The following is a 24,404-nucleotide window of genomic DNA, read 5'->3' on the forward strand; positions in this document are numbered from 1 at the left end:
CTCAGTCGGGCGAGGAGGAGAGGTCGAACGCAGGGCCGCCCGTGGCGTCACGGGCGGTGTCGGCAGCCGCGAGGGACCCTGCGGTGCCGAGGACGGGGGCCGCGGCCGCGAGGTCGCCGGCGGACTGGTCGTGCTGGGGCGCGCCGCCCGCGGTCCCGCCGGTGGGCAGGGCGCCGGGGACGGCGGGGGTGGTGGGCGCCGGCCCGTCCGACGGCACCGGGGGCGTCTGCGGCGCCTCCGCACCTGCCCGGACGACGGCCATCGTCGCGGAGCCGGGGGCGGTCGAGGCGTCCGCGGCGCGAAGGAGCACGTCCGGCACGGTGCCGACGAGCGGGGCCACCGCCACCGGCACCCCGGGTGCGGGGAGCGACGGGTGCACCACCAGGCCGAGCGCGGGCCGCAGCGGACCCACCACCGGCCCGGTCACCGGCGACAGCGCGTCGACGACCGGGGCCAGGACACCGACCACGGGGGCCACGGCGTCGACGACGGGGGACAGGGCACCGACCACGGGGGCCAGGGCATCGACGGCGGGCGCGAGTGCCTCGGCGACCGGGGCCACCGCCCCGACGACCGGTGCGAGGCCCTCGGCGACCGGGGAGACGGCGTCCTGCACGGGCTGGACGGTGGCCAGCACCACGGGGACGGCGGCCTGGACCACCGGGGCGACGACCGGGGCGATGACCGGCGCGACGACGTCCGCGGGCGGCGCGGCCACCTGGCCCACCACCGGGGCGGCCGTGCCGGCGACCGGCTGCACCACCGGGGGGACGGCGACGGTCACCGGCTGCACCACCGGGGCGACCGCGGCGGCCACCGGCTGCACCACGTCAGCCGCGGCCGTGGTCACCGGGGTGACCACCTGGTCCACGACGGGGGCGCCGACCACGGCGGTGACCGGAGCGGTGACGGCGGACAGCAGGTCGGGCGCGGGGGTCGGTTCGTCGGCCTGGGCGGCGGCCTGGCCGGTCAGCCACACCCCGGCGCCGAGGCCCGCCACGGTGACGGCGCGGCCGGCCCAGCGGCGCAGGCGGACACGGCGGCCTGCTGCGGCCATGGCGTCCACCTCCACCCTGAGTGACGAAACATTGACTCTCAGTACAACGACACCGGGCGGTTCTGGCCAGCGCTCCGGCGTCGCCCGATGGGGTGAACCGAACGGTCACGTTCCGTCAGGGGGGCGGGGTGATGCACGTCCCGCTCGTCCGTGGGCGCGCCGCCGCCGTCCGCGTCGCGTGGCCGACCCGGACGGCGGACGGCGTTCACACCATCGGGGGCAGCTCTGGGCGAGAACCCGAGGTCTCGCTACGTTCGGTCACCGCAGGAGCAGCCAGCACCCCGCCCGGGGGTCCGCAGCGGCACGAGCCAGTACGGAGCGTCATGAACCAGCGGCAGTCCCCGACCATCCCGGTGGTCACCGGCACCGGTTCCGGCAGCACGGAGCTCTCGGCGTTCGACGCCGCCCTGCGCGACGCGGGCGTGGCGAACTTCAACCTCGTCCGGCTCTCGTCGGTGGTCCCGCCGCACACCGCCGTCGACACGACGGGCGCCACGCCGGTCCCGGCCGGGGCGTGGGGCGACCGGCTCTACTGCGTCTACGCCGAGCAGCGGGCCTCCGTGCCGGGCGAGCAGGCGTGGGCCGGCGTCGGCTGGGTGCAGCGCGTCGACGGCGCGGGCGGTCTGTTCGTCGAGCACGAGGGCGACTCCGAGGAGATCGTCACCAAGCTCATCGACCTGAGCCTGGCCGACCTCGTCGCCGGCCGGCCCGAGGAGTTCGGTCCCGCGCAGCAGGTGCGCACCGGCGTGACCTGCACCGAGGAGCCGGTCTGCGCGCTGGTCGTCGCGGCCTACGAGACCGCCGGCTGGGGGTTCGCCCGATGAGGGTCGAGCGGCTGCAGACGGTCCCCGCCGAGCTGGTCGACGGCTTCTACGCCCTCTACGCCGACGCCTTCGAGCCGCTGCGCGTGCTCGCCGCCGCGCGGCACGTGCTCTCGCCCGTGGAGTTCGCCGAGGAGATGGCCGACGAGCGCATCGACAAGTACGTCGCCTTCGACGACGACGGGACGGCGGTCGGGCTCACCACGTTCACCGGCGACCTCTCGTCGGTGCCGTGGATCGAGCCCGCCTACTTCGCCGCCCGGCACCCCGAGCACGCGGCGCGCGACGCGATCTTCTACCTGGGCTTCACGCTGACCGACCCGCGGGCGCAGCGGGGGCGGGTCTTCCGCGCCACGCTGCAGCCGATCATCGACCGCATGGTGGCCGCCCGCGGTGTCGTCGCCTTCGACATCTGCGCGCACAACGACACGGTGCGCCACCTCAGCCGGGGCATCGAGCGGTCGATGAGCGCGGCCTGCGAGATCAGCATGCAGCCCCAGGACGTGCAGACCTACTACTCCGTCGAGTGCCACGGCCCCAAGGCCACCACCCCCGCCGTCGCGGCCTGACCCCGCGGCCCCCGGCCACGCGTCTCGGCCTGGTCGCTGCGCACTCCCCGGCAGGAGTGCGCAGCCACCACGCCCGGACGGCGAGGCGGCGAGACGGGGAGACGGCGAGGGGACTACGCGGGGAAGGGGTTGCGGGCCAGGCCGAGCTGGCTGACGCCGAGGTAGCCCGAGCGGAACCCGGCCTCGCAGTAGGCCAGGTAGAACTCCCACACCGCCCGGAAGGTGCCGTCGAAGTCCCCGGACAGCGAGGGCCAGGCGTCCAGGAACCGCTCGCGCCACAACCGCAGCGTGTGCGCGTAGTGCGGGCCCAGGTCGCGCCGCTCGACCACCGACAGGGCGGTGTGCCCGGCCAGGTTGTCCTCGATGGAGCGGATCGAGGGGATGATGCCGCCCGGGAACACGTACTTGTGGATCCAGGTGTAGCTGCGCCGGGTGGCCATCATGCGGTCGTGCGGCATGGTGATCGACTGCAGGCCGACCCGTCCGCCCGGCGCCAGCAAGGTGTCCAGCGACGTGAAGTAGGTGGCCCAGAACTTCTCGCCGACCGCCTCGATCATCTCCACCGAGACCACGGCGTCGTACTGGCCGCGGGCGTCGCGGTAGTCGCAGAGCTGGACGTCGACCAGGTGGTCGACACCCGCCTCGGCCGCCCGCACCCGCGCCAGGGCCTGCTGCTCCGACGACAGCGTCAGGGTGGTCACCCGCGCCCCGCGCTGCGCCGCCCGGATCGCCAGCGCGCCCCAGCCGGAGCCGATCTCCAGCACGTGCATGCCCTCGCGCACCCGCGCGAGGTCGAGCACGCCGTCGACCTTGCGCAGCTGGGCGTCCTCGAGGGAGTCACCCGGTTCGAACCAGGCCGAGGAGTAGCTCATCGTCTCGTCGAGGAAGGCCTCGAACAGCTGGTTGGACAGGTCGTAGTGCCGGCTGATGTTGTGCCGGCTGTTCTCCTTGGTGTTCTCCTCGCCGACCGGCTGGGTGCGCTCGACGACGTGCCGCAGGCGCTGCAGCAGCGGGTGCACCAGGCGCGACATCTGCGCGGCGAACACCGTGAGCAGCTCGGCCAGGTCGGTGCCCGGCCCCGTCGTCCAGTCGCCGGTCATGTAGGCCTCGCCGAAGCCGATCTTGGCGTCGGCGCCCAGCCGGTGGAACACGTTGGCCGGCCGGACCAGCTGCATGACCGGGGCGTCGGCACCGCCGGCGCCGATGACCGTGCCGTCGGGGTAGGTCACCCGGACGGCGAGGCCGGCCACCGCGCGGCGGAACAGGCCCTCGGCGATGCGCGCCCGGAACGGGTCGTGCGGGGGCGTGGCCAGACCGGGCCAGTGCGCCTCGTCGGGGCGCGGCACGGGGAAGCGGGCGTCCTCCGACCGGCTGGGGTTGTGGTGCACCGTGGTCATGACCTGCCCTCGATCGTGTCCGTGAACTGCTGCCGGGGAGCGTTCGCAACGACCCCGGCTGGTGGATCGTGCGGTGTGCGGGGCACCACCGGCAACCTGCGTGCCCACAACCGGATGCCCTGCCACCGGATGAGGGCGGCCACCCACAGGCTCATCAGCGGCCAGCGCGAGATCGTACGGACGACGGCCCCCGTGGTCGCCGGGCGCGCCCGGCCGCGGAGGGTGGCCACGAACGGGGTGCGCCCGTCGACCTGCAGGGCCATCGTCACGTGCAGCTGCGCACCGGGTGCGGAGAACCGCATGAGGTACCGGCCGTCGACGGTGTTGAACGGCGAGACGTAGAAGTCCTTGACCGCCTCCGCCCGGCCGGCCTCGTCGGGGTGCAGCAGGTAGGCGTGCCGCTCGCCGTAGGTGTTGTGCACCTCGGCGACCAAGCAGGCCAACGAGCCGTCGGCCCGGTAGCACCAGTGCGTCGACAGCGGGTTGAACACGTGCGGCCCGCTGCGGGCGTTGGCCATCATCACGACCCGGGCGACGTCGTCCACGCCGTGCAGCGCGGCGAACCGCACGACGTTCTCCTTGATGGAGGACGTCGGGTCACCCAGGTGGTCGGCGGCGTCGAACCGGGCCGCCCACTGCAGCCCCCCCGGCAGCCGGGGCAGGTCGTCGAGGTCGACCAGCCACAGGTAGCCGCCGTACTCGAACGCGTTGTGCAGCGGGTGCGTGCGGCGGTGCCCGACCCGGACGTCGTAGAGCGCCGGCAGCGTCGTCGGCGTCCAGTCGACGACGTCCGCCGCGGTCACCACCCGCTGCCGAGGGACTCGGCCGCGCGGACGCCGGAGGCGCAGCCGTCCTCGTGGAACCCCCAGCCGTGGTAGGCCCCGGCGAAGGCCGTGCGCCCGGTGTTGAGGGCCGGCAGCCGGCGCTGGGCGGCGACCGAGGCCGGGGTGTACTCCGGGTGGTCGTAGACCATCCGGCGCAGCACGGTCGCCGGCTCGATGCGGTCGGTGGCGTTGAGCGACACCAGGTAGTCGACCGGCTCGTCGACCGCGTGCAGCTTGTTCATCCAGTACGTCACCTGGACGGCGGAGGTGTCGGTCGAGCAACCGGGCATGCGGTAGTTCCAGGACGCCCTGGCCTGGGCGGCCGTCGGCATGATCGAGGCGTCGGTGTGCAGCAGCGTCTCGTTGCGCGAGTACGTGAAGGCACCCAGGACGGCGCGCTCGTCGTCGGTCGGGTCGGCCAGCAGCGCCAGCGCCTGGTCGGGGTGGGTGGCCACCACGACGACGTCCGCGGCGTGCCGCTCGCCGTCGACGTCGACCAGCTCGACGCCGTCGACGTGCCGGGTCAGCGACCGGATGCCGGTCGCGGTCTGCACCGCCGACAGCCCCTTGGCCGCCTTCTCGACGTAGGCGCGGGAGCCGCCGGTGACGGTGCGCCACTGGGGGGAACCGGTGACCGAGAGCATCCCGTGGTTGGCCAGGAACCGGAACAGGTAGAGCGCCGGGTACTGCAACGACGTGCCGGTGCCCGAGGACCACACGCACGACACGACCGGCACCATGAAGTGCCGGACGAAGTACTCCGAGTACCCGCCCAGGGTCAGGAACGCCCCGAGGGTCAGCCCGTCGAACTCGGTGCTGCCGCCGCCCCGCTGGTCGCCCCCGGCGAGGTCCACCAGCCGCTGGGCCTGGCGGTGGAACTTCTTCACCTCGACGAGCATCCGCAGGTAGGCCGGGTTGGCCAGCTGCTTGCGCTGGACGAAGACCCCGGGCAGCCCGCGGGCACCGGCGTACTCCAGCCCGCAGCCCTCGCAGACGATCGACATGCTCATCTCGGTCGGCTGGGTGGCCACCCCGAGCTCGGCGAAGAGCTTGAGCAGGTTCGGGTAGGTGCGCTCGTTGTGCACGATGAACCCGGTGTCGATCGGGATGACCCGGTGGTCCGGGGTCTCCACGTCGTGGGTGTGCGCGTGCCCGCCCAGCCGGCTGTCGGTCTCGAACAGGGTGACGTCGTGGGTGCGCTGCAGCAGGTGCGCGGCGGTCAGCCCGGAGACCCCGGATCCCACGACGGCGGCGGTCGGTCGGTTGCGCACGGCGGACATCTTCTTCTCCTCGGCAGTCGGGGCGCCCCCCGGTACCGCTGAGAAGGGTCAGAGCGGGACCGCGAGGCCCTCCGGGCTCGGCAGCTGGAGAGCGTTCGCCACGTCGGCCCGCATCGGTTCGAGGCCGGTGCCGGCGAGCACGACGTCCCGGGCGAAGGTGTGCCAGGTGTGCGCCCGGCGCAGCATCGAGTGACCGCCCGGGATCGTGAACCGGGCCACCCGCGCCCCGGCTCGCCGGGCGCGGACGGCGAAGTCGGCCGACAGCCGCGCCGGCACCCACCGGTCGCCCGAACCGTGCAGGACCGCCACCGTCTGCCCGCGCAGCTGCATGACCGGCTCCCCGGGCGGCGTCCACGGGGCCAGCGCGCACACCGCCGTCACCTGCGGGTCGCCGCCGGCCTTGAGCGCGGCCCGGCCGCCCATCGAGTGCCCCACGAGCACGACCGGGACGTCCTTGCCGAGCTCGGCGCGCAGCTGCTCGATCGACCACTGCACGTCCTGGTAGGCGTCGGCGGCGTCGCCGTTCCACCCGGCCACCCGGTAGCGCACCAGCGCGGTCTCGACGCCCCGGCCGGCGAGGTCGTCCCGCACGAACTTCTCGAAGGCCCGCATGCGGACCAGCGACAGCGCGCGGTCCTTGGGCGGGGCCTGGCTGGCGGCCGTGCCGCCGTGGCAGAACAGGGCGACACCGCGGGTGTCGCCCTCGACGGGGTGGCGCTCGAGCTGGGGTTCGGTCACCTGCACCGTTCGATGGTGGGCGCCGCGCGGTTCGCCCGCACCCCAAGGGGTGAACCAGCACCGGCTGGGCTCGGACGTGCGCGGGGCGTTGCCGATGGGGTGCCATGACCTGGGGCACCGGCCGATGGCGCAGCGGTACGTCGCTGACCGCGGCGGAGTGGGAGGCCCGGCACCGCTGGATCGTGCTCGGCGCCCTCTGGCAGGCCGCCGTCCTCGCGCTGGCGACCGGCGCGCTGGGCCACGGCCGGGGCGCGGCCTCCCTGGTGCTGGTCGGCGTCGGGCTGCCCGCCGCCCTGGCGACCCGGGCGAGCTGGCCGGCCCGGCTGCGCACCGTGCTGGCCACGCTGTCGCTCACCGCGGGCGCCGCGGTGCTCGTGCCGGTCACCGGGCAGGGGGAGGCCTTCAGCTGGATGCTGCTGGCCATCGCCGTCTGCGCGCTCTACCAGGACTGGGCCATCGTGCCCACCGCCGTCCTCGTCGCCTTGGTCGACTTCGGCGTCGTGCTGTTCGGACCCGGGGACCTCGACCTCTACGACCTGCTGCCGGTCGCGGCGACCCTGCTGGTCTGCCTGGTGCACCACCGCACGTGGCAGCTGGCCGAGGACGGCGCCCGCACCGACCCCCTCACCGGGTTGGGCAACCGGCGGCGGCTGGCCGAGGCCACGGCCCGGGTGCTGGGCACCGGCACGCCGGTGAGCGTCCTCTTCGTCGACCTCGACGGGTTCAAGGCGGTCAACGACAGCCGCGGCCACGTCGTGGGCGACGCCCTGCTGGTCGAGGTCGCCGCTCGGCTGCGGGCCGGGGTGCGCGCCGACGACCTGGTCGTGCGGGTGGGCGGCGACGAGTTCGCCGTCCTCGTGCCCGGTCCGGTCGAACGCGCCGTCGAGGTCGCCCGCCGGCTGCAGTCCGCGGTCCGCTACCCGGTGCAGCTGACCGGCCGCCCGGCGACGGTGACCGCGAGCGTCGGGGTCGCGAGCACCTCCTCGGCGGCCCGTCGCGACGCCGACCTGCTGCTGCGCAACGCCGACCTGGCGATGTACCAGGCGAAGGCGACCGGGCGGGACAAGGTGGTGACCTTCGTCCCGGGCATGGCCCAGGCGGCGTCCGACCGGGCCTCCCTCGCCGAGGACCTGACCGTCGCCCTGGCCGCCGGCGACCAGCTGCACGTGCACTACCAACCGGTCGTGACCCTGCCCGGCGGTGACGTGCACGGGTACGAGGCGCTGGTGCGGTGGCAGCACCCCACCCGCGGCCCCGTCGCACCCCTGCAGTTCGTGCCCATCGCCGAGCAGACCGGCACCGTGGTCGCGCTCGGCGCCTGGGTGCTGCGCCGGGCCACCCGGGACGCCGCGGCCGGGCTGGCCGGGCAGCCGGGGCCCAGCCGGGTGGCGGTCAACGTCTCCGCCGTCCAGCTGGCCGACGCCGGGTTCGTGCAGTCGGTGCGCGACGCGCTGGCCGACAGCGGGCTGCCGGCCCGCCGGTTGGTCCTGGAGGTGACCGAGAGCCTGCTCGCCGACGACCTGGACACCGCCTCCGCCCGGCTGCAGGAGCTGCGCGACCTCGGCGTGCGCATCGCCATCGACGACTTCGGCACCGGCTACTCCAGCCTCTCCTACCTGCGCCGCCTGCCGGTCGACGTCGTCAAGGTCGACCGCAGCTTCGTGGCCGACCTCGCCCGCGGCGGCGCGGCCACCACGCTGGTGGCCTCCGTCGTCGAGCTGGCCCGCAGCCTCGCCCTCGACGTCGTCGCCGAGGGGGTGGAGACCCCCGAGCAGCTGGCCACCCTCGTCGAGCTGGGCTGCACCTACGCCCAGGGCTACCTGCTCGGCCGGCCCGCGCCGCTGCCGGCGGCCACCCCCGCGCGCAGCTGACCCCCGCGGTTGCGGACCGGTCCTACATTCGGGGCATGTTCTTCTCCCGCGCCAAGACCCAGCCGGTGACCGCGGACGACGCCCTGCCGGGGCGTGCCCAGGAGCTGCCGCACATCCCCGAGCTGCACGCGGTCAACGGCAACCGCATCCGGCCGCCGTTCCCCGAGGGCCTGCAGACCGCGGTGTTCGGCGCCGGCTGCTTCTGGGGCGTGGAGAAGGTCTTCTGGCAGCACGCGGGCGTCTACTCCACCGCCGTGGGCTACGCGGGCGGCCACACCCCCAACCCCACCTACGAGGAGGTCTGCTCGGCGCGCACCGGGCACACCGAGGTGGTGCTGGTGGTCTTCGACCCCGCGGTCGTCTCCTACGACGTCCTGCTCAAGGAGTTCTGGGAGGAGCACGACCCCACCCAGGGCATGCGGCAGGGCAACGACGTCGGCACCCAGTACCGCTCGGCGGTCTACTACGCCGACGAGGAGCAGAAGACGGCGGCCGAGGCCTCGCGCGACGCCTACCAGCAGCGGCTGACCGCAGCGGGCTACGGCGAGATCACCACCGAGATCCTGCCGCTGGGCGAGTTCTTCTACGCCGAGGACTACCACCAGCAGTACCTGTACAAGGTGCCGAACGGCTACTGCCCGGTCAACGGCACCGGCGTGAGCTGCCCGGTCGGCCTCACCGGGGTCTGAGCACACCGTGACCCTTCGGGCCGCACCGCGGCCACGAGCCGTCCCCCCGCGTCGACGAGCACGTCCGTCGATCGATCGCGGGACCCTCCGGGCCCCACTCCTCACGACCGAGCCCGGGAGGAGTGGGGCAGAGTGGGTCGGGTGCCCGACCCCTTCTTCGACCAGCTGACCCGGTTCCCCGACGTCGAGGCACCCGACCTGGTCGCCGTCGACGCCACCTACCGGTTGCTGCTGGACGAGGCCGCCGCGGCCATCGCCGTCCACCCCGACGGCGTCCTGACCGTCGACGACACCCACGGTGCGCTGACCCTGGGCGCCATCGCGCTGCACGGGGCCACCGGGGTGCGCGCGCACACCGACCTGCGGGTCGCCGAGCTGGCGCTGGCCGCCAACGCCGAGCGCACCGGGGTCGAGGGCTTCGAGGTCCTGCCCGGGCTCGACGCCACCGGCGCCCGGGTCGTGCTGGTGCAGGCACCGAAGTCGCTGGACGCGCTGCGCGAGATCGCCGAGACCGTGGCCGCCGCGGCGGACCCCTCCGTCACGCTGTTCGTCGGCGGGCGGGTCAAACACATGACCCGCGCCATGAACGACGTGCTCGCCGACTTCTTCGACCACGTGCACGCGACGCTGGCCCGGCAGAAGTCGCGGGTGCTGGTGGCCACCGGGCCGCGCCCGGGCCCGTCGTCCTTCCCCCGGGTCGCCGAGCACCCCGACCTCGGCATCACCGTCGCCGCGCACGGCGCCGCGTTCGCCGGCACCAAGGTCGACATCGGGACCCGCGCGCTGCTGCGCCAGCTCCCCGAGGAGGGCACCGGCACGGCGGTCGACCTCGGCTGCGGCACCGGTGTGCTGGCCGTCGCGCTCGCCCGCGCGGGGTTCGCCGTCCTGGCGTCGGACGCCTCGGCGGCCGCCGTGGCCTCGGCGCGCGAGACCGCCGTCCGCAACGGGGTCGCCGACCGCGTGACCGTCACCCGGGACGACGCCCTGGCCGGCGTCGAGCCGGCCAGCGTCGACCTCGTCGTGTGCAACCCGCCCTTCCACCAGGGGACGACGGTGCACGCCGGCATCGCCGAGCGGTTGTTCCAGGCCGCGGGGCGGGTGCTGCGCCCGGGTGGCGAGCTGATCACCGTCTACAACTCGCACCTGACGCACCGCGCCGCCCTGCAGCGGCTGGTGGGGCCGACCCGGCAGCTCTCCCGCGACCCCAAGTTCACCGTGACGGCCTCGCGGGCCCGCTAGGGGTCAGCGCGGGGCGAACACCTCGACGCCGTAGGCGCGGTCCGACCGGTCCTCGGTCAAGGCCCGGGACAGCGCCGTGGTCACCGGCCCGGACGGCGGGGTGAGGTCTCCGAGGTCACCGACAGCGGGACGGGCGAGCCCGGCGGCCACCAGCCCGGCGAGCCGCGAGGTCGGCACGGGCGACAGGGCGGCGACCGGTCGCCCGCGGTCGGTGACGGTCACCGACTCGCCCCTCGCCGTCCGGGCCACGACCGCGGACGCGTTCTGCTTCAGCTCGCGGATGCCGACGGAGTCCATGTACCACACGGTAGAACGGTCGACGTCCGGCGAGGGTTCAGTGCGCGAGGCCGCCGCGGCGGTTGACCACCGGGGGCTGCACCGACCAGGGGAAGTCGATCCAGGCGTCGGTGCGCTTCCAGACGTAGTCGCACTTCACGACCGAGCGGGGCTTCTCGTACACGACGGCCGAGCGGACCTCGGCGACGTAGCCGGCGCAGAAGTCGCGCACCAGCTCGAGGGTCTTCCCGGTGTCGGCGACGTCGTCGGCGATGAGCACGTTCGCGCCGGTGAGGTCGACCCGGTCGAGGTTGGGCGGCAGCATCACCGGGAGCTCGAGCCGCTCGTCGACGCCGGTGTAGAACTCGACGTTCATGACGAACAGGTTCTTCACGTCGAGGGCGTAGCCCAGTGCCCCGCCCAGGAAGAGGCCGCCGCGGGCGATGGCCAGGATGAGGTCAGGCTCGAAGCCGTCGTCGGCCACCTGCTGGGCGAGGTCGCGCCCCGCCGTCCCGAACATCTCGTAGGTCAGGACTTCGCGCGGGGCCGTCTGCTGCTCGGTCACGCCGCTCATCCTGGCCCCCAGCGCGCCGGGGCCGTCGCATGACGCTGGTGACCCGGAACCAGCCGATCCCGGGTCCTCGGCGTCGCACGGCGGCTCCGGGGGGCGTCAGGCCTCCAGCAACGCGCGCGCCACCTGGGCGGCGACCGCCGCGTTGTTCTCGGCCAGGGCGAGGTTCGCGGGGATCGACTCGCCGTCGGTCTCGGCCTCGATGCGGGCCAGCACGAACGGGGTCACCTTCGGCCCGCGCACCCCGGCCTCGTCGGCGGCGGCCAGCGCGCGCAGCATCTTCGCCTCGATCTCCTCGGCCGGGATCTCGGCCGACTCGGGAATCGGGACGGCGAGCAGCACGCCGTTGTCGGGGCGCAGGCGGTTGCGCAGCACCCCGGCGACGGTGGCGGCGTCCTCGACGCGGTGCGGCATGGCCAGGCCGACCGAGCGGGAGTAGAAGGCCGGGAACCAGTCGTGCTGCCAGCCCAGCACCGGGACGCCGATGGCCTCGAGGTGCTCCAGCGTGCGGGGCAGGTCGAGGAAGGCCTTGGCGCCGGCGCACACGGTGACCACTGGGTGCTTGGCCAGCGCGTCGAGGTCGGCCGACACGTCGCCGGTGACCTCGACGCCGCGGTGCACGCCGCCGATGCCGCCGGTGGCGAACACCTCGACGCCGGCGGCGTGGGCGAGCGCGACCGAGGCGGACACGGTGGTCATGCCCTCGGCCCAGCGCTGCGCGATGGCCACGGGGACGTCGCGCTCAGCCACCTTGGAGCTGCCGGTGAGCACGCGGTCGACGTCGGCGGCCGACAGGCCCACCCGCGGCCGGCCGTCGAGCACCGCGGTCACGGCCGGGACGGCGCCGGCACCGCGCACGGCGGCCTCGCAGCGGTCGAAGGCCTCGCGGTTGCCGGGCGCGGGCAGGCCCAGGTTGGAGAAGATCGTGGACTCCATCGCCACGACGGGGGTGCCCTCGGCCAGGGCGGTGGCGACCTCGTCGGCGACGACCAGGCCGATGCGCTCGGCGGTCTCGGTGCGGTGGGCCATGGGTGCTCCTCGGGGTGGGGGTGCGGGGTCAGACGAGCCGGGCGCCGGGGGAGGCCAGCACGCGGGCGGCCAGCCGGTGGCCGGCCAGGGCTGCGGCGCGCGGTGCCGCGCCGTCGAGCAGGGCGGACAGGTAACCGGCGGCGAACGCGTCGCCGGCGCCGGTGGTGTCGCGGACGGCGGCGACCGGTTCGGGCGCGACCTCGTGCCGGGTGCCGTCGGGCGTGCGGACGACGGCGGGCCGTGCCCCGGCCTTGAGCACCAGCGTGGTGCCGGTGAGGGCGGACGACGCATCCAGGTCCAGCGCGGCGGCCTCGTCGGCGTTGGCGAACAGCACGTCCGGGGCGATCGCGCACAGCAGCTCGGCGAAGGCGTCGGCGCCGACCCGGCGGACCAGGTCGACCGACGAGACGTCGATGCTCACCAGGGCACCCGCGGCCCGGGCGGCCGCCAGCAGGCCGCGGGTGGTGGCGCCGATCGGGCCGTCGAGCAGGGAGTACGCGGGGGCGTGCACGACGCGGGCGCCGGCCAGCCACGCGGCGGGGACGTCGGCGAGCTCGGCGGCGGCGGCCCGGTCGGGGAACATCGTGCGCTCGCCGTCGGGCGCCACCAGGACGACGATGCTGCCGGTGCGGCCCACGTGCTGCAGCCGGGGCTCGACGCCGTCGGCGGCCAGCTGCGCGGCCAGGGACTCCCCGAGCGCGTCGTCGCCCACCCGGCCGACGAACCGGGTGGGCGCGCCGCACGCGGCGGCGAAGACGGCGACGTTGGCCGCGCTGCCGCCCCGGGTGCGCACGATGCGCCCGGGGTTGTCGGTGCCGTGGTGCAGGGGTGCGGCGGTCCAGATGACGACGTCCTCGACGACATCGCCGATGCAGACCAGCACGGTGTCCCCCTCGTCGGCGTTAAGCGCTTAACGCGGACGCTAGCAGGCAGGCCCGGTGCTGTCGCGCACCACGAGCCGGGCCGGCAGCACCACCGGCTCGCCGGGCTCGCTGCGGTCGCCGGCGATCACGCCGGCCAGCAGCACCGCGCCCCGGCGGCCCAGCTCGCGCGCGGGCAGCGCCACGGTGGTCAGCGGCGGGGTGGCCACCGCCGCGAACGGGATGTCGTCGAAGGCGGCGACCGACAACCGGCCGGGCACGGGCACCCCGGCCGCGGCCAGCCCGGCGAGCACGCCGATGGCCTGCAGGTCGGTGGCGGCCACGACGGCGGTGACGCCGTCGGCGAGCCAGCGCTGGGCGTGGTCGGCGGCCAGCTGCACCCCGGCGGCCAGGTCGATGTCGCAGCGGTCGTCGAGCACGACGGCGCCGGGGGCAAGGGCCAGCAGCTCGGCGGTGAAGGCGTCGCGGCGCTGGGCGAAGGTCGACCACGGTCGCGGCGTGCCCAGGTGGAGCACGCGGCGGTGGCCGAGGCCGGCGAGGTGCCGGGCCAGCTCGCGGGCGCCGACCTCGACGTCCATCGACACCTGGTGGCCCCCCGCCGCCGGGTCGTCGAGGTGGACCACCGGCAGGTCGGGTCGGCCGGCGGGCAGGGTGCCCGGGTAGTTGATCAGGACGCCGTCGACGGTGGCCGCACCCACCGGTTCGACGTCCGGGCCGCTCTCGTCGGAGCCCAGCAGGAGCAGCAGGTGGCCGGTGCCGCCGGTGGCCTCGGCGATGCCGGCCGCCGCGCCCGCGGCGACCTGCGCGGTGAACGGGTTGGTCATGTCGTGGGCGAGCAGGGCGACCTGGCGCCGGCGTCCGGTGGCCAGGGCGCGGGCCGAGGCGTCGGTGACGTAGCCGAGCGCGGCGATGGCGTCGAGCACGCGCTGGCGGGTGGCGGGGGAGACCCGGCCCTCGGCCTTGCCGTTGACCACGAAGGAGACGGTGGCCACCGAGACCCCGGCGTGCGCGGCGACGTCGACCGCCCGGGCCCGGCGGGGAGGTCTGGTCATCGCGCGGGGTCCTCCGGGCTCGTCGCACCAGGTGCTCGGTGCGTACCGGAACGTAGCGCGCCCTGCACCCACCTGCTCGGTGTTGATCGGGAGGGGTGCAGGACGAGGCCTGAGCGGCGTGGATCGGCGTCGGCGAGCCAGGACGGCGTTGGGTGCGCCTGGTCCGGCATCCGTGCGGCCAAGGGTTGTAGCGCATCGTCTACGCCAGCCCTACGCTGGATGACGTGACCACCATTCCGCAGCGTGAACTGCGGAACAACGTCAGCGACGTGCTGCGGCGCGCCGAGGCCGGCGAGCGGTTCACCATCACGGTCGACGGACGTCCCGTTGCCGAGCTCGGTCCCCGCCCGGCGGAGATCGGTCACGGTGCGGACACGTGGGCCGCCCTGGTCGCCCTCGGCCCGGACGACGACTGGGCGGCCGAGCTGCGGCGGATGCGGGACGAGGACGAGGCCGCCGCGGTCGACCCATGGCGCTGAGCGCCCTGTTCGACACCAGCGTCGTGGTAGCTGGGGCGACCTTGACGGTGCCCGCCGAGTTCGTGAGCGGGCGCTGGGCGGTCAGCAGCGTCACCCTCGGCGAGCTCGAGGCCGGGGTGCTGTCCGCACGTGAGCCCACCGCGCGATCGCGCCGCCTGGCGGTGCTCCTCGGGGTGGCGGCCGAGCGGGGGGTGCTGAGCATCGACCGCGCGGTCGCCAGCGCCTACGGGAGGATCCGCAGCTCCACCGGCCGCGGGCCGAGCAACGACCTGTGGATCGCCGCGACCGCCCTCGCGCACGGCCTGGTGCTGATCACCGCCGACGAGCGGCAGGCCCGGCTGCCGCTCGTCGAATCCCGCTACGTCGGCTGAGCCGCTGCTGCCGCGAGTGAGGACTCGGCCGGGGCGGGGTCCTCGAGCAGGTCGCGCAGCTGGGGGTGGCGTGCCAGTCGGGCCCGAGCCCGGTGCAACCGCACCCGTGCCGTGCCTGCGGTCAGGCCGACGACTGCTGCGGCCTCGGCCGGGGACAGGCCGTCCCAGACCGTGAGCGTGACGAGTTCCCGGCCCACGGGGCCAAGCGTCCGCAGCGCAGCACGGACGGCTGGCCCGTGGTCGACCGACGTGCCGTCGGCCGGGGCCGCCGGGTCCCCGACGTCGTCGAGGGCCACGGCGTCCGGGCGGAGCCGGTGGTGCTCAGCCAGCAATCGGCGGGCCACCCCGAACAACCACGGACGACCTTCGCTGGCTGATCGCAGATCGGCGCGCCGACGCCAGGCGACCAGGTAGGTCTCGGCCATGAGGTCGGCGGCATCCGCCGGTGGTACGCGGCGAGCGAGGTAGGCCAGCACCGGCCCCTGGGTCTCGCGGTAGAGGTCCTCGAACCAGTCGCTCATCGGACGCCGGCCATCGGGTAATCGGGGTCGGCGTCGATGACCGGGATGACCTCGTGGCTGCACGCGTAGCTGCCGGCGACCTCGTCGAGCAGGGCCTGGCGGTCACCGGCGCTGGCGGCCGCGGCGAGGGGAGGGACCCACCCGTTGTAGGAGCGGCCGTTCCCGTCGGGCTGGTACTCCGCGTTCGGGAAGTCGTTGGCCACGATGTCCGGCCACGCTGGCGCACCGGTCAGGACCGCCGTCGCCGCGCTCAGGGCTACCGCGTCACCGGCGTCCTCCGCGGCAACCCAGGAATCGGCCCACGAGCAGACAGCTGCACGTGCCACGTTGCTGCGCAGCACCCCCTCGGTGACCCGGGAGTCGGCCTCGGCGGGGTAGAAGTCCAGGACGTACTGTCGGGCCGACTCGTACCCGGGTGGGAACTGGATGTCGCCGGTCACCTGGTCGAAGACCTCGGCGCGGTCGGTGCCGGCCGGGTTGAGCACCTCCCCGCGGCCCCCGGCGTCCTGCTCCCAGCCCGTCAGCTCCTCGCCGGTGCGGGTGGAGAGGTAGTCCGCGGCCGCTGCGGTACCGGCCCCGGCGAGGACGACGGCGAGGGTGATGCTGGCGACCCGGGCGGGCCGGCGTCGGCGTCGAGCCGCCAGCTCGTCGCGGGCCACCAGTCGGCGGTCGGCCGGGGCGTCCGCGGGCGTGTCGTCGGCGACCCCGAGCCGGATACGGACCCACACGTCGTCCGACAATGAGCGGGCGTCGTCTCCGGTAGGGACCGGGCGGGTGCCGGTGCGCAGCAACCGGTCCAGCTCGTCGTCCATCGGGGACCTCCGTGCTCCGGCGCCGCGTGGGTGCGACGTCCACCCGCACATGTCGCACCGTTACACCCGGCCCGGGCGTGGATCAACTGGGTTCAGCGATGGGCGTCCTGGTTCACCGGCGTCGGTGAACCAGGACGGCGTCCGGTGAACCCAGCTGATCGCAACTGCGGGGGAAGGGTGCCTCAGACGAAGCCGGGTGTCCCCTGCCAGGCGACCTCGGCGGACGGGACGTCGTCGCGCAGCACGGTGCCCTCGATGAGGCCGTAGGGCCGGTCGTCGGCGTGGTAGACGACGTCGGGGTTGTCGAGGCCGAACGCGGAGAGGTCCTGCAGGAAGTGGTGCTTGTTGGGCATCGACAGCCGCACCTCGGCCACCTCGGGCACGGTCTCCAGCACGGCGGCGCCCATCGCGTGCAGGGTCTGCTGCAGGGCCAGCGAGTGGGTGGACGCGAAGGCCTCGAGCAGCGTCGTCCGGACGGTGTCGTACGTGCCGTGCCAGTCGAGGTCGGTGCCCACGTACCGCCAGCGGGCGGTGACCGCGGTGGCCAGGATGCGGTCGCGGGTCTCGGCCAGGGTCGTGTAGGCGTCGCGCGGGAAGCCCCAGAACTCCGAACCGGTGGTCTTGAGCACGACGAGGTCGGCCAGCCCGGCGACGACGTGCAGCTCGCCGTCGTCGGCGGTGACCACGGCGGTGCGCACCTCACCACCGGCCCGGCGGAACGCGTGGTCGTGCGGGGCGCCGCCGACGGCGATGCGGTCCCACCCGTAGGACTCCACGGCCACCCGAGCGCCGCTGATCCAGGGGTAGGAGCCGGCGAAGTGGGTGGCCAGCCGCAGCGCGAACGCCTCCGGCGAGGCCACCCCGTCGCGGGCGAAGGCGAACACGGTGTTCTTCTGCGCATCGGTGGTGAGCACGTGCGCGTTGTCCCCGGTCAGGTGCGCCGCGGAGAAGTCACCCCGCAGCGCCGAGCTGACGTTGAGGTCCACGAGGGTGTGCCGGGGGGTGGAGCGGTCGACCGCGACCACGCGCACCTCGGCCTTCCCGTACTGGTTGGGTCCGAGCACGATCGCCATGGGTGCACCCTCTCCGATGCGGATGTCAGTGGTGTTGCACGTGGAACGTCGGTTGCGCAGTGCGCAGGGCGAGGTTCCCCCGCACCGCTCGTCAGGAGCCGCGGTAGGTCGAGAACGCGAACGGCGAGAGCAGCAGCGGCACGTGGTGGTGCGCGGCGCCGTCGACGACGGTGAAGTCGAGCGTGACCGAGGGGTAGAAGGTCTCGCGCCCCTGCTCGGCGAACCAGGCGCCGGTGGCGAACACCACCCGGTGCGGCCCGGCGTCGGTGTCGCGGTCGGCCAGCCGGAACCGGCCGTCGGCGTCGGTCACGCCCTCCGCCAGCAGCGCGTCGCCGGCGAACAGCTGCACCACCATCCCGGCCGCCGGCCGCCCGGCGACCGCGTCGAGCACGTGCGTCGACACGCTCATGCGACCAGCCCCCGCACGCGCAGCTCGGTGATCTGGGCCAGCTGCTCGACGACCTCGGGACGCTCCTGGTCGGGGGTGTGCCCCAGCCGCCGCTGCAGCTCGGCCAGCAGCTCCTCCGGGGTGCGGCCGGCGGCCCGCACGAGGAAGACCTGGTCGAACTTCGCCTCGTAGTCCCGGTTCCCGGCCAGGATCGCCGCGCGGACGTCGTCCGCGGCCCCCGACATCGAAGCCTGCTCGCGGCGCGAGGACGACGCCTCCGCCGAGTCGCCGGTCACCCGGTCGCCGATGCGGGGATGCGCAGCCAAGGCGTCGCCGACCTCGGCCCAGGGCAGCGCCCGGGAGACCTCACCGGCCCAGTCGACCAGGGCGTCCACCGAGTCGTACGGCCGGCCGGCGACGACGGCGGGGGCGAAGGAGGCCGCCGCGTTGCAGGCCACCAGCGCCCCGGCGAGCTGCTCGTCGTCGGCGGTGTTGAAGTCGGCGAGGTCCACGGGTTGAGAGGATGCCAGCCGATGAGCCTCCACGACGACGTCTACGCCGAGCTCGACCGGCGGCTGGCCCCGGTCGACGACGCCCGCACGGCCGCCTACCCCGGCGAGCGGTCCGGCCGGCAGCCGGTGCACACCTGCTACGTGCCGGCCGACGCGGTGGTCCCCGGCCTGGTGGCCGCGTGGGGCGAGCAGGCGCTGGCCGCCCTCGACGAGCACGGCGTGCCCGACCTCGGGCTCGACCCGGCCCTGGTCGAGCAGGTGCTGCCGCGGGTGCGCGAGAAGCTGGCCCGCGAGCCGGTCGAGGACCTCCGCGTCGACAGCGAGGACGGCTACCGCGGCCCGCCCGACCGCGAGGACGACGACGTGCGGACGGCGGCCGCCGTGCTCGCCGCCGAGCCCACGCTGCCGCCGTTCTGGGGCACCCGGGCCAAGTCGCTCGAAGGACCCACCCGCCACCGCGGCGTCCGCTCCCTCGACCTGTTCCTCGGCGGCCTGGCCGGCCGGGGCCGCGCCGTGGTCACGCTGCCCAAGGTCACCGCCGTCGAGCAGGTCGCCGCGTTCCTGCCCGTGCTCGACGCCCTCGAGCAGGCGCACGGCCTGGCCCTGGACCTCGAGCTGCAGGTGGAGACCCCGCAGGCGGTGCTGGGCCCCGACGGTGCAGCCACCCTCGCCGCGATGCTGCACGCCGGCCGCGGCCGGGTGAGCGGGCTGCACTACGGGACCTACGACTACTCGGCCTCGCTCGGCATCGCCGCCGCGCACCAGGCCAGCGACCACCCGGCCGCCGACCACGCCAAGGCGACGATGCAGGTGGCCGTCGCCGGCACCGGTGCGCGGGCGGTCGACGGCTCGACCAACGTGCTGCCGGTCGGCTCGCGCGAGCAGGTGCACACGGCGTGGCAGCTGCACGCCGGGCTGGTGCGCCGGGCGCTCCAGCGCGGCTTCTACCAGGGCTGGGACCTGCACCCCGCGCAGCTGGTCACCCGCTACACCGCCACCTACGCCTTCTTCCGGGCTGCCCTGCCGGCTGCGGGCGCGCGGCTGGCGGCCTACGTCTCCCGCGTGGACGGCGGGGTCCTCGACGAGCCGGCCACCGCCAAGGCGCTGGCCACGGTGGTGCTGCGCGGCCTGGACTGCGGCGCGCTCGACGTCGCCGAGGTCGAGGCGGCCGCCGGGCTGGACCGCGTCGCGCTGGACCGGCTCGCGGGGCGTCGTCCGACCTGACCTGCCGCACCGGTCGGGCTAGCATGACCGATCGGCGCCCCCACGAGTCGGAACCGTCGTGCCCGACCGGGTGAGCCATCATGGGACACGGTCGGACGGAGGAGGTCGGGTGGGCGCGGTGGCTCCCGGGCGGGTGCACGCGCTGGCCACCCCTGTCGACGACGACGCGGTCCTCGCCGCCGTGCTCGGCTGGGCCCGGCTCGGCGAGGACGCGGGCGACCTGACCGTCGCCGCGGTCCTGCCCCGGTTCGCCGAGCACGTCCGGGCCGCGCTGCCGGGCGTCGAGGTCTGCGAGGTCGGGAGCCCCACCCCGCGCGGGCCCGAGGGCATCGCCTGGCAGCTGGGCATGGTCGCCCGGGCCCAGGCCGAGGGCCGCCGGTTGCGGGTGGTCGGCCAGGTCCTCTGCGACGACCGGCGGAGCTGGGACGAGCTGGTCCGCAGCGAGGCCGCCTACGAGCACGTGCTCGGCCAGGCGCCCGTGGCCACCCTGTGCCTCTACGACCGTCGGCGCACCCCGGCCGACCTCCTGGACGCCGCGTTGCGGGCCCACCCCCAGCAGGTGGTCGACGGACAGGTGGTCGGCAATGCCGGTCACGTCGACCCGGCCGCGCTGGTGACCTCGCTCGGGGTCCCGGTCGAGCCGGTGCAGCAGGAGCAACCCGTCCTGGTCGTCGACGACGCGACCTCGCTCCCCGCCCTGCGGCACGCGCTCCGCGCCGCGCTCCAGGGGCGGCTCGGTGACCGGGACGCCGACGAGGACGTCCACATGGCGGCCAGCGAGATCGCCGCCAACGCCTTCCGGCACGGGGTGCGCCCGGTGTCGGCCCGGGTGTGGGCGTCGGCCCAGCGGGTCGTGGTCTCGATCTCCGACGGCGGGCACACGTTCGCCGGGCCGCTGTCGGGCTACCGGCCTGCGCACGGCGACGACCTGTCCCGCGGCGGCATGGGCCTGTGGTTGGCCCGCAAGCTGTGCGACCACGTCGACCTCGAGCAGACCGAGCGGGGCCTGACCGTCCGGCTGACCACCGCCGTCCGCCACCAGGCTTGACGGGAGGGTCCCTCACCGCTGAGGTAGTGCCGTGATCGTGGTGACGGCGGCCGGGGGCAGCACGGGGACGGCGGTGGTGCGCGAGCTGCGCGCGCGGGGGGAGCAGGTGCGGGCCGTGGTGGGCAGCGCCCGCCCCCGACCCGAGCTCGACGGGCTGGGGGCCGAGGTGGTGGTCGGCGACCTCGTGGGTGACCCGGCGGGGTTGCCGCTGGCCGGCGCCGACGCGCTGTACCTGATCTGGCCCAACTTCGAGCCCACCGAGGCCGCCGGCGCGCCGGCCGCCTTCCGTGCCGCCCGCGAGGCGGGGGTGGGCCGGGTGGTCTACCACTCGGTGCTGCGGCCGCAGCTGCGCGCGATGCCCCACCACGCGGCCAAGGACCGGGCCGAGGAGGCGCTCGACGCCGCCGGGGTCCCGTGGCGGGTGCTGCAGCCCTGTGCCTACGCCGACAACCTCGACGCCGCGCTGGCCACGGCCGCCGAGACCGGGGAGCTGCGCAGCGCCTGGGGGACCCGGCAGGCGCAGTCGCTGGTCGACCTGCGCGACGTCGCCGCCGCGGCCGCCGTCCTGCTGACCGCGGACGGGCTGGACGGCGGCACCTTCGAGGCGGTCGGACCGCAGCCGCTCACCGCGGTCGACGTCGCCGCGGCCATGGCCGAGCACCTGGGCCGGCCGGTGCGCGCCGTCGACACCCGGGCCCCCGAGCAGGACAGCTACGCCGGGCGGTGCCTGCGCACCATGTTCGAGCACTACCGGGCGCACGGGTTCACCGGCAGCCCGCGGGTCCTCACCGACCTGCTCGGCCGGGCGCCGCGCACCTACGCCCAGCACCTCGCCCAGCACCTCGCCCAGCTGCCCCGATGAGCGGCGATGCGGTGACCGGCGACGCGATGACCGGCGACGCCATGGACGTCATCCTGGCCCAGTGGGCCCGCGAGCGCCCCGACCTGGACTGCTCCCCGATGGGCATCATCGGCCGCATCTCGCAGCTGCAGCGCGAGGTGTTCCTGGCCCAGCGGGCCACCTTCGCCAAGCACGGGCTGGACGCCCCGTCCTTCGACGTCCTGGCCGCCCTGCGCCGGGCGGGGGAGCCCTACCAGCTGACGCCGACCGCGCTCATGCGCACCGCGCTGGTCACCAGCGGTGCGATCACCCAGCGGCTGGACCGGCTGGAGGAGAAGGGCCTGATCACCCGCGAGCGCAGCGAGGCCGACGGCCGGGCCGTGGTGGTCACCCTGACCGCGGCGGGCCGGGCGGCGCTGGACGCGGCGCTGCCCGACCACCTGGACACCGAGCACGGGATGCTCGACGGGCTGAGCCCGGCCGAGCGCGAGCAGCTGGCCGAGCTGCTGCGCCGTTTCCTCGTCGCGCTCGGCCGGGTGCCCTCAGCCGAGTAGGTCGGCCACCGGGGTCCAGGGCAGGTCGTGCGCGGCGGCGACCGGCTCGCTGGTGAGGACGCCGTCCAGGCTGGTGAGGCCCCTGGCCAGCACCGGCGACGCCGCGGCCGCCCCACGCACCCCGTGGTCGGCGACGGTGACCAGGTACGGCAGGGTCGCCGAGGTCAGCGCGAGGGTGGAGGTGCGGGCGACCGCGCCGGGGATGTTGGCCACGCAGTAGTGCACGACGCCCTCCTCGACGTAGGTGGGCTCCGAGTGCGTCGTGGCCCGGCTGGTCTCGAAGCAGCCGCCCTGGTCGATGGCGATGTCGACCGCGACGCTGCCCGGACGCATCGAGGCGATCATCTGGCGGCTGACCAGCTTCGGGGCCCTGGTGCCCGGGACGAGCACGGCGCCGATCAGCACGTCGGAGTCGGCGACGTAGGCCGCCAGCCGGGCGCGGTTGGGCTGCACGAGGTCCAGCCGGCCGTCGAAGACGTCGGAGAGGTACGCCAGCCGCGAGGGGTTGGTGTCGAAGACCCGCACGATGGCCCGCATGCCGACGGCGATCTTGGCCGCCTCGGTACCGGAGACGCCGCCGCCGATGATGGTGACCTTGGCGGCCGGGGTGCCGGGCACGCCGCCCAGGAGGACGCCGGCGCCCCCGGCCGGGCTCTCGAGGTGGTGCGCGGCGGCCTGCACGGCCATCCGGCCGGCGACCTCGCTCATCGGCGTGAGCAGCGGGAGCCGGCCGTCGGCGGTCTGCACGGTCTCGTAGGCGATGGAGTCGATGCGTCGCTCGAGGAGGAAGTCGGTGAGCGAGCGGTCGGCGGCGGCGTGCAGGTAGGTGAACAGCTGCTGGCCGGGCCGGAAGCGGTGGTACTCCTCGGGCACCGGCTCCTTGACCTTCACGACCAGGTCCGCGTCGAAGACGTCGTCGACGACGCGCGCGCCGGCGGCCTCGTACTCCTCGTCGGCGAACCGCGAGCCGGTTCCGGCGCCCCGCTGCACCAGCACCTCGTGGCCGTGGTGCACCAGCTCGGCGGCGCCGTCGGGCTGCAGGGAGACCCGCTGCTCGTTGTCCTTGATCTCGGTGGGGATGCCGACGCGCACGGGGACCTCCTGCTGTGATGGGTGGCACCATCCAGCCACCGGCTGCGGCAGACCGCCAGAGGGGACGAACAAGTGCGCACAGATCGACGCCCGAGCCGCACGGTGTGCGGTGGACGGTCGTGACGGGGTCTGGTCGCCGAACGCTCGACGACATCGACCGCCGGCTGCTCGAGCTGCTCCGGGCCGACGGGCGCCGTCCGAACAACCAGCTGGCCGCCGCGGTGGGCCTGTCGCCGTCGACGTGCCTGGCCCGGGTGCGGGCCCTGGTGGCCGACGGGGTGATCACGCGGTTCACCGTCGAGGTCGACCCCGACGTGCTGGGGGCGCCCCTGCAGGCGCTGGTGTCGGTACGGCTGCGGCCGGGCGCCCGCCATCAGCTGACCACGTTCGCCGACGGCCTGCGGGCGCTCCCCGAGGTGGCGCAGTTCTTCTACGTCGCCGGGGCCGAGGACTTCGTGGTGCACGTGCGCGCCCGGGACACCGCCCACCTGCGCGACTTCGTCACCGACCGCATCTCGACCCAGCCGATGGTCGCGGCGACGAACACCAGCCTGATCTTCGAGCACGAGCGCGGCCGCTGACGGCCGGCCGGACGGCGGTCAGCGCGTCGGGGTGCCCCCCGCCGGCGCGTCGGGCGCGGGGACGCCGGGTCCGGTGCCGTCGAGGGCGGGGACGTCGGCGGACGGGACCCAGGTCAGCGCCCCGTCGGCGTCGAGGACGGTGACCTCCACGACCACCCCGGGCAGGCCGGACCCGGCCACCGTGCGGGCGATTGCCGTGCCGGTCTCGACGAGCGCGGTGGGGAGGTCGGGTCCCTCGGTGCAGCCCTCGACGTAGAAGACCTCGGGGACGTGGGGGTCCTCGCGCACCGCCGTCCCGGTCGGGCCGTCCACCCGCAGCGAGATGCCCAGCTCGAAGGCGTGCGCCGCGTCGGTCTCGACGACGGTGCAGGTCACGTACGTGGGCAACGGAACTCCTGGTCTCTTCGCTCGTGTCGACGTCCGGGGCGACCCGGGGGGCCACCGCTCGGTGCAGTGCCGACACCACCATGCCCTGTTCGTCGCGCGGACATACCTCAGCGCTGAGACATCACCGGGATGAGTGAGCTGTGCGGCGACGGTGGCCACCCCGCGCGACCGCCACCCCACCCGGGTCCGCCGGCGCTGACCCCCGGTTGCCGGGACCACTGCGGGTG

At 75.0% G+C, this 24,404-nt stretch carries 29 protein-coding genes; 12 read left to right on the forward strand and 17 right to left on the reverse strand.

The annotated features are described in order from the left end of the window. Position 1: 1 nt before the first annotated feature. A complete protein-coding gene (locus TEK04_RS17650) occupies positions 2–1,057 on the reverse strand; it encodes a hypothetical protein (RefSeq protein ID WP_336405668.1) in 1,056 nt (351 codons plus the stop codon). A 323-nt stretch (positions 1,058–1,380) separates the two neighbouring features. Here TEK04_RS17650 and TEK04_RS17655 point away from each other — a divergent pair, with 323 nt between their 5' ends. Both TEK04_RS17655 and TEK04_RS17660 read left to right on the forward strand, forming a co-directional pair. Beyond that, positions 1,381–1,881 (forward strand): pyruvoyl-dependent arginine decarboxylase, encoded by a 501-nt coding sequence (locus TEK04_RS17655; protein ID WP_336405669.1) that lies wholly within the window; start codon positions 1,381–1,383, stop codon positions 1,879–1,881. Beyond that, positions 1,878–2,447 carry a hypothetical protein gene (locus tag TEK04_RS17660; protein ID WP_336405670.1) on the forward strand — a complete coding sequence of 190 codons (570 nt, stop codon included), beginning with the start codon at positions 1,878–1,880 and terminating at the stop codon, positions 2,445–2,447. The genes TEK04_RS17655 and TEK04_RS17660 overlap by 4 nt, the downstream gene beginning before the upstream one ends. A 113-nt stretch (positions 2,448–2,560) precedes the next feature. On the opposite strand, the gene TEK04_RS17665 is transcribed toward TEK04_RS17660, so the two are convergent. The 4 genes from TEK04_RS17665 to TEK04_RS17680 are packed head-to-tail and all read right to left on the reverse strand — an operon-like array spanning position 2,561 to position 6,692. After that, a complete protein-coding gene (locus TEK04_RS17665; protein WP_336405671.1) occupies positions 2,561–3,844 on the reverse strand; it encodes a class I SAM-dependent methyltransferase in 1,284 nt (427 codons plus the stop codon). Beyond that, on the reverse strand, positions 3,841–4,647 hold the full coding sequence (locus TEK04_RS17670) for a DUF1365 domain-containing protein (protein ID WP_336405672.1): 807 nt from the start codon (positions 4,645–4,647) through the stop codon (positions 3,841–3,843). Before TEK04_RS17670 ends, TEK04_RS17665 begins: the two co-directional genes overlap by 4 nt. Then, on the reverse strand, positions 4,644–5,948 hold the full coding sequence (locus TEK04_RS17675) for an NAD(P)/FAD-dependent oxidoreductase (RefSeq protein ID WP_336405673.1): 1,305 nt from the start codon (positions 5,946–5,948) through the stop codon (positions 4,644–4,646). The genes TEK04_RS17670 and TEK04_RS17675 overlap by 4 nt, the downstream gene beginning before the upstream one ends. Positions 5,949–5,996: 48 nt before the next feature. After that, entirely contained in the window at positions 5,997–6,692 is a 696-nt protein-coding gene (locus TEK04_RS17680; protein ID WP_336405674.1) for an alpha/beta hydrolase, read from the reverse strand. Positions 6,693–6,790: 98 nt separating this feature from the next. On the opposite strand from TEK04_RS17680, the gene TEK04_RS17685 reads away from it, so the two are divergent. The 3 genes from TEK04_RS17685 (at position 6,791) to TEK04_RS17695 (ending at position 10,485) form a co-directional block, all read left to right on the forward strand. After that, entirely contained in the window at positions 6,791–8,557 is a 1,767-nt protein-coding gene (locus TEK04_RS17685; protein WP_336405675.1) for a putative bifunctional diguanylate cyclase/phosphodiesterase, read from the forward strand. Positions 8,558–8,592: 35 nt separating this feature from the next. Further along, complete coding sequence (msrA, locus tag TEK04_RS17690) at positions 8,593–9,246, forward strand: peptide-methionine (S)-S-oxide reductase MsrA (protein WP_336405676.1); 654 nt, start codon at positions 8,593–8,595, stop codon at positions 9,244–9,246. 141 nt (positions 9,247–9,387) lie between these two features. Beyond that, the gene (locus TEK04_RS17695; RefSeq protein WP_336405677.1) at positions 9,388–10,485 is read left to right on the forward strand and encodes a class I SAM-dependent methyltransferase; all 1,098 of its coding nucleotides are present in this window, start codon (positions 9,388–9,390) and stop codon (positions 10,483–10,485) included. 3 nt (positions 10,486–10,488) lie between these two features. Here the strand turns inward: TEK04_RS17695 and TEK04_RS17700 are convergent, their stop codons facing one another. The 5 genes from TEK04_RS17700 to TEK04_RS17720 all read right to left on the reverse strand — a co-directional run bounded on the left by TEK04_RS17700 (position 10,489) and on the right by TEK04_RS17720 (position 14,294). Next, complete coding sequence (locus tag TEK04_RS17700; RefSeq protein WP_336405678.1) at positions 10,489–10,782, reverse strand: type II toxin-antitoxin system Phd/YefM family antitoxin; 294 nt, start codon at positions 10,780–10,782, stop codon at positions 10,489–10,491. Between the two features lie 37 nt (positions 10,783–10,819). Beyond that, complete coding sequence (locus TEK04_RS17705; protein ID WP_432277354.1) at positions 10,820–11,326, reverse strand: phosphoribosyltransferase; 507 nt, start codon at positions 11,324–11,326, stop codon at positions 10,820–10,822. A 105-nt stretch (positions 11,327–11,431) separates the two neighbouring features. Continuing rightward, positions 11,432–12,361: a pseudouridine-5'-phosphate glycosidase gene (locus tag TEK04_RS17710; protein ID WP_336405679.1), complete on the reverse strand. Its 930-nt coding sequence runs from the start codon at positions 12,359–12,361 to the stop codon at positions 11,432–11,434. A 28-nt stretch (positions 12,362–12,389) separates the two neighbouring features. Next, positions 12,390–13,244 carry a carbohydrate kinase family protein gene (locus TEK04_RS17715; protein ID WP_336405680.1) on the reverse strand — a complete coding sequence of 285 codons (855 nt, stop codon included), beginning with the start codon at positions 13,242–13,244 and terminating at the stop codon, positions 12,390–12,392. Between the two features lie 39 nt (positions 13,245–13,283). Continuing rightward, on the reverse strand, positions 13,284–14,294 hold the full coding sequence (locus TEK04_RS17720; protein WP_336405681.1) for a LacI family DNA-binding transcriptional regulator: 1,011 nt from the start codon (positions 14,292–14,294) through the stop codon (positions 13,284–13,286). Positions 14,295–14,518: 224 nt separating this feature from the next. Between TEK04_RS17720 and TEK04_RS17725 the strand changes: the two genes are divergently transcribed. Continuing rightward, the gene (locus TEK04_RS17725) at positions 14,519–14,773 is read left to right on the forward strand and encodes a type II toxin-antitoxin system Phd/YefM family antitoxin (protein WP_336405682.1); all 255 of its coding nucleotides are present in this window, start codon (positions 14,519–14,521) and stop codon (positions 14,771–14,773) included. Next, positions 14,764–15,144 (forward strand): PIN domain-containing protein, encoded by a 381-nt coding sequence (locus tag TEK04_RS17730; protein WP_336405683.1) that lies wholly within the window; start codon positions 14,764–14,766, stop codon positions 15,142–15,144. Before TEK04_RS17725 ends, TEK04_RS17730 begins: the two co-directional genes overlap by 10 nt. On the opposite strand, the gene TEK04_RS17735 is transcribed toward TEK04_RS17730, so the two are convergent. The 5 genes from TEK04_RS17735 to uraD all read right to left on the reverse strand — a co-directional run bounded on the left by TEK04_RS17735 (position 15,132) and on the right by uraD (position 18,450). Further along, entirely contained in the window at positions 15,132–15,665 is a 534-nt protein-coding gene (locus TEK04_RS17735) for an RNA polymerase sigma factor (RefSeq protein WP_336405684.1), read from the reverse strand. The genes TEK04_RS17730 and TEK04_RS17735 overlap by 13 nt on opposite strands. Continuing rightward, positions 15,662–16,477 carry a hypothetical protein gene (locus tag TEK04_RS17740; RefSeq protein ID WP_336405685.1) on the reverse strand — a complete coding sequence of 272 codons (816 nt, stop codon included), beginning with the start codon at positions 16,475–16,477 and terminating at the stop codon, positions 15,662–15,664. The genes TEK04_RS17735 and TEK04_RS17740 overlap by 4 nt, the downstream gene beginning before the upstream one ends. Before the next feature lie 182 nt (positions 16,478–16,659). Then, positions 16,660–17,550: a factor-independent urate hydroxylase gene (gene pucL / locus TEK04_RS17745; protein WP_336405686.1), complete on the reverse strand. Its 891-nt coding sequence runs from the start codon at positions 17,548–17,550 to the stop codon at positions 16,660–16,662. Between the two features lie 91 nt (positions 17,551–17,641). Then, positions 17,642–17,959, reverse strand: coding sequence for a hydroxyisourate hydrolase (uraH, locus tag TEK04_RS17750; protein WP_336405687.1), 318 nt, complete (start codon positions 17,957–17,959; stop codon positions 17,642–17,644). Further along, the gene (gene uraD / locus TEK04_RS17755) at positions 17,956–18,450 is read right to left on the reverse strand and encodes a 2-oxo-4-hydroxy-4-carboxy-5-ureidoimidazoline decarboxylase (RefSeq protein WP_336405688.1); all 495 of its coding nucleotides are present in this window, start codon (positions 18,448–18,450) and stop codon (positions 17,956–17,958) included. Before uraD ends, uraH begins: the two co-directional genes overlap by 4 nt. 21 nt (positions 18,451–18,471) lie before the next feature. On the opposite strand from uraD, the gene TEK04_RS17760 reads away from it, so the two are divergent. The 4 genes from TEK04_RS17760 (at position 18,472) to TEK04_RS17775 (ending at position 22,117) form a co-directional block, all read left to right on the forward strand. Continuing rightward, positions 18,472–19,674 (forward strand): DUF6986 family protein, encoded by a 1,203-nt coding sequence (locus TEK04_RS17760; protein WP_336405689.1) that lies wholly within the window; start codon positions 18,472–18,474, stop codon positions 19,672–19,674. Positions 19,675–19,783: 109 nt separating this feature from the next. Next, entirely contained in the window at positions 19,784–20,722 is a 939-nt protein-coding gene (locus tag TEK04_RS17765; RefSeq protein WP_336405690.1) for an ATP-binding protein, read from the forward strand. A 31-nt stretch (positions 20,723–20,753) separates the two neighbouring features. Beyond that, positions 20,754–21,584 carry an SDR family oxidoreductase gene (locus TEK04_RS17770; protein WP_336405691.1) on the forward strand — a complete coding sequence of 277 codons (831 nt, stop codon included), beginning with the start codon at positions 20,754–20,756 and terminating at the stop codon, positions 21,582–21,584. After that, the gene (locus TEK04_RS17775) at positions 21,581–22,117 is read left to right on the forward strand and encodes a MarR family winged helix-turn-helix transcriptional regulator (RefSeq protein ID WP_336405692.1); all 537 of its coding nucleotides are present in this window, start codon (positions 21,581–21,583) and stop codon (positions 22,115–22,117) included. The genes TEK04_RS17770 and TEK04_RS17775 overlap by 4 nt, the downstream gene beginning before the upstream one ends. Here TEK04_RS17775 and ald read toward each other — a convergent pair. Further along, positions 22,106–23,209: an alanine dehydrogenase gene (gene ald, locus TEK04_RS17780; RefSeq protein ID WP_336405693.1), complete on the reverse strand. Its 1,104-nt coding sequence runs from the start codon at positions 23,207–23,209 to the stop codon at positions 22,106–22,108. The genes TEK04_RS17775 and ald overlap by 12 nt on opposite strands. A gap of 119 nt (positions 23,210–23,328) precedes the next feature. Here ald and TEK04_RS17785 point away from each other — a divergent pair, with 119 nt between their 5' ends. Beyond that, entirely contained in the window at positions 23,329–23,790 is a 462-nt protein-coding gene (locus TEK04_RS17785; protein ID WP_336405694.1) for an Lrp/AsnC family transcriptional regulator, read from the forward strand. 18 nt (positions 23,791–23,808) lie between these two features. On the opposite strand, the gene TEK04_RS17790 is transcribed toward TEK04_RS17785, so the two are convergent. Further along, positions 23,809–24,177 (reverse strand): hypothetical protein, encoded by a 369-nt coding sequence (locus TEK04_RS17790; RefSeq protein ID WP_336405695.1) that lies wholly within the window; start codon positions 24,175–24,177, stop codon positions 23,809–23,811. Between the last annotated feature and the right edge of the window lie 227 nt (positions 24,178–24,404).

It is taken from the genome of Klenkia sesuvii (genome assembly GCF_037083825.1).
Taxonomy (GTDB): domain Bacteria; phylum Actinomycetota; class Actinomycetes; order Mycobacteriales; family Geodermatophilaceae; genus Klenkia; species Klenkia sesuvii.

Excerpts from the sequence above, each read along its gene's own strand:
- TEK04_RS17650 (WP_336405668.1), bottom strand. The coding sequence starts at position 1,057 with ATGGCCGCAGCAGGCCGCCGTGTCCGCCTGCGCCGCTGGGCCGGCCGC.
- TEK04_RS17655 (WP_336405669.1), top strand. The coding sequence starts at position 1,381 with ATGAACCAGCGGCAGTCCCCGACCATCCCGGTGGTCACCGGCACCGGT.
- TEK04_RS17660 (WP_336405670.1), top strand. The coding sequence starts at position 1,878 with ATGAGGGTCGAGCGGCTGCAGACGGTCCCCGCCGAGCTGGTCGACGGC.
- TEK04_RS17665 (WP_336405671.1), bottom strand. The coding sequence starts at position 3,844 with ATGACCACGGTGCACCACAACCCCAGCCGGTCGGAGGACGCCCGCTTC.
- TEK04_RS17675 (WP_336405673.1), bottom strand. The coding sequence starts at position 5,948 with ATGTCCGCCGTGCGCAACCGACCGACCGCCGCCGTCGTGGGATCCGGG.
- TEK04_RS17685 (WP_336405675.1), top strand. The coding sequence starts at position 6,791 with ATGACCTGGGGCACCGGCCGATGGCGCAGCGGTACGTCGCTGACCGCG.
- msrA (WP_336405676.1), top strand. The coding sequence starts at position 8,593 with ATGTTCTTCTCCCGCGCCAAGACCCAGCCGGTGACCGCGGACGACGCC.
- TEK04_RS17700 (WP_336405678.1), bottom strand. The coding sequence starts at position 10,782 with ATGGACTCCGTCGGCATCCGCGAGCTGAAGCAGAACGCGTCCGCGGTC.
- TEK04_RS17710 (WP_336405679.1), bottom strand. The coding sequence starts at position 12,361 with ATGGCCCACCGCACCGAGACCGCCGAGCGCATCGGCCTGGTCGTCGCC.
- TEK04_RS17720 (WP_336405681.1), bottom strand. The coding sequence starts at position 14,294 with ATGACCAGACCTCCCCGCCGGGCCCGGGCGGTCGACGTCGCCGCGCAC.
- TEK04_RS17730 (WP_336405683.1), top strand. The coding sequence starts at position 14,764 with ATGGCGCTGAGCGCCCTGTTCGACACCAGCGTCGTGGTAGCTGGGGCG.
- TEK04_RS17735 (WP_336405684.1), bottom strand. The coding sequence starts at position 15,665 with ATGAGCGACTGGTTCGAGGACCTCTACCGCGAGACCCAGGGGCCGGTG.
- TEK04_RS17740 (WP_336405685.1), bottom strand. The coding sequence starts at position 16,477 with ATGGACGACGAGCTGGACCGGTTGCTGCGCACCGGCACCCGCCCGGTC.
- pucL (WP_336405686.1), bottom strand. The coding sequence starts at position 17,550 with ATGGCGATCGTGCTCGGACCCAACCAGTACGGGAAGGCCGAGGTGCGC.
- uraH (WP_336405687.1), bottom strand. The coding sequence starts at position 17,959 with ATGAGCGTGTCGACGCACGTGCTCGACGCGGTCGCCGGGCGGCCGGCG.
- TEK04_RS17760 (WP_336405689.1), top strand. The coding sequence starts at position 18,472 with ATGAGCCTCCACGACGACGTCTACGCCGAGCTCGACCGGCGGCTGGCC.
- TEK04_RS17775 (WP_336405692.1), top strand. The coding sequence starts at position 21,581 with ATGAGCGGCGATGCGGTGACCGGCGACGCGATGACCGGCGACGCCATG.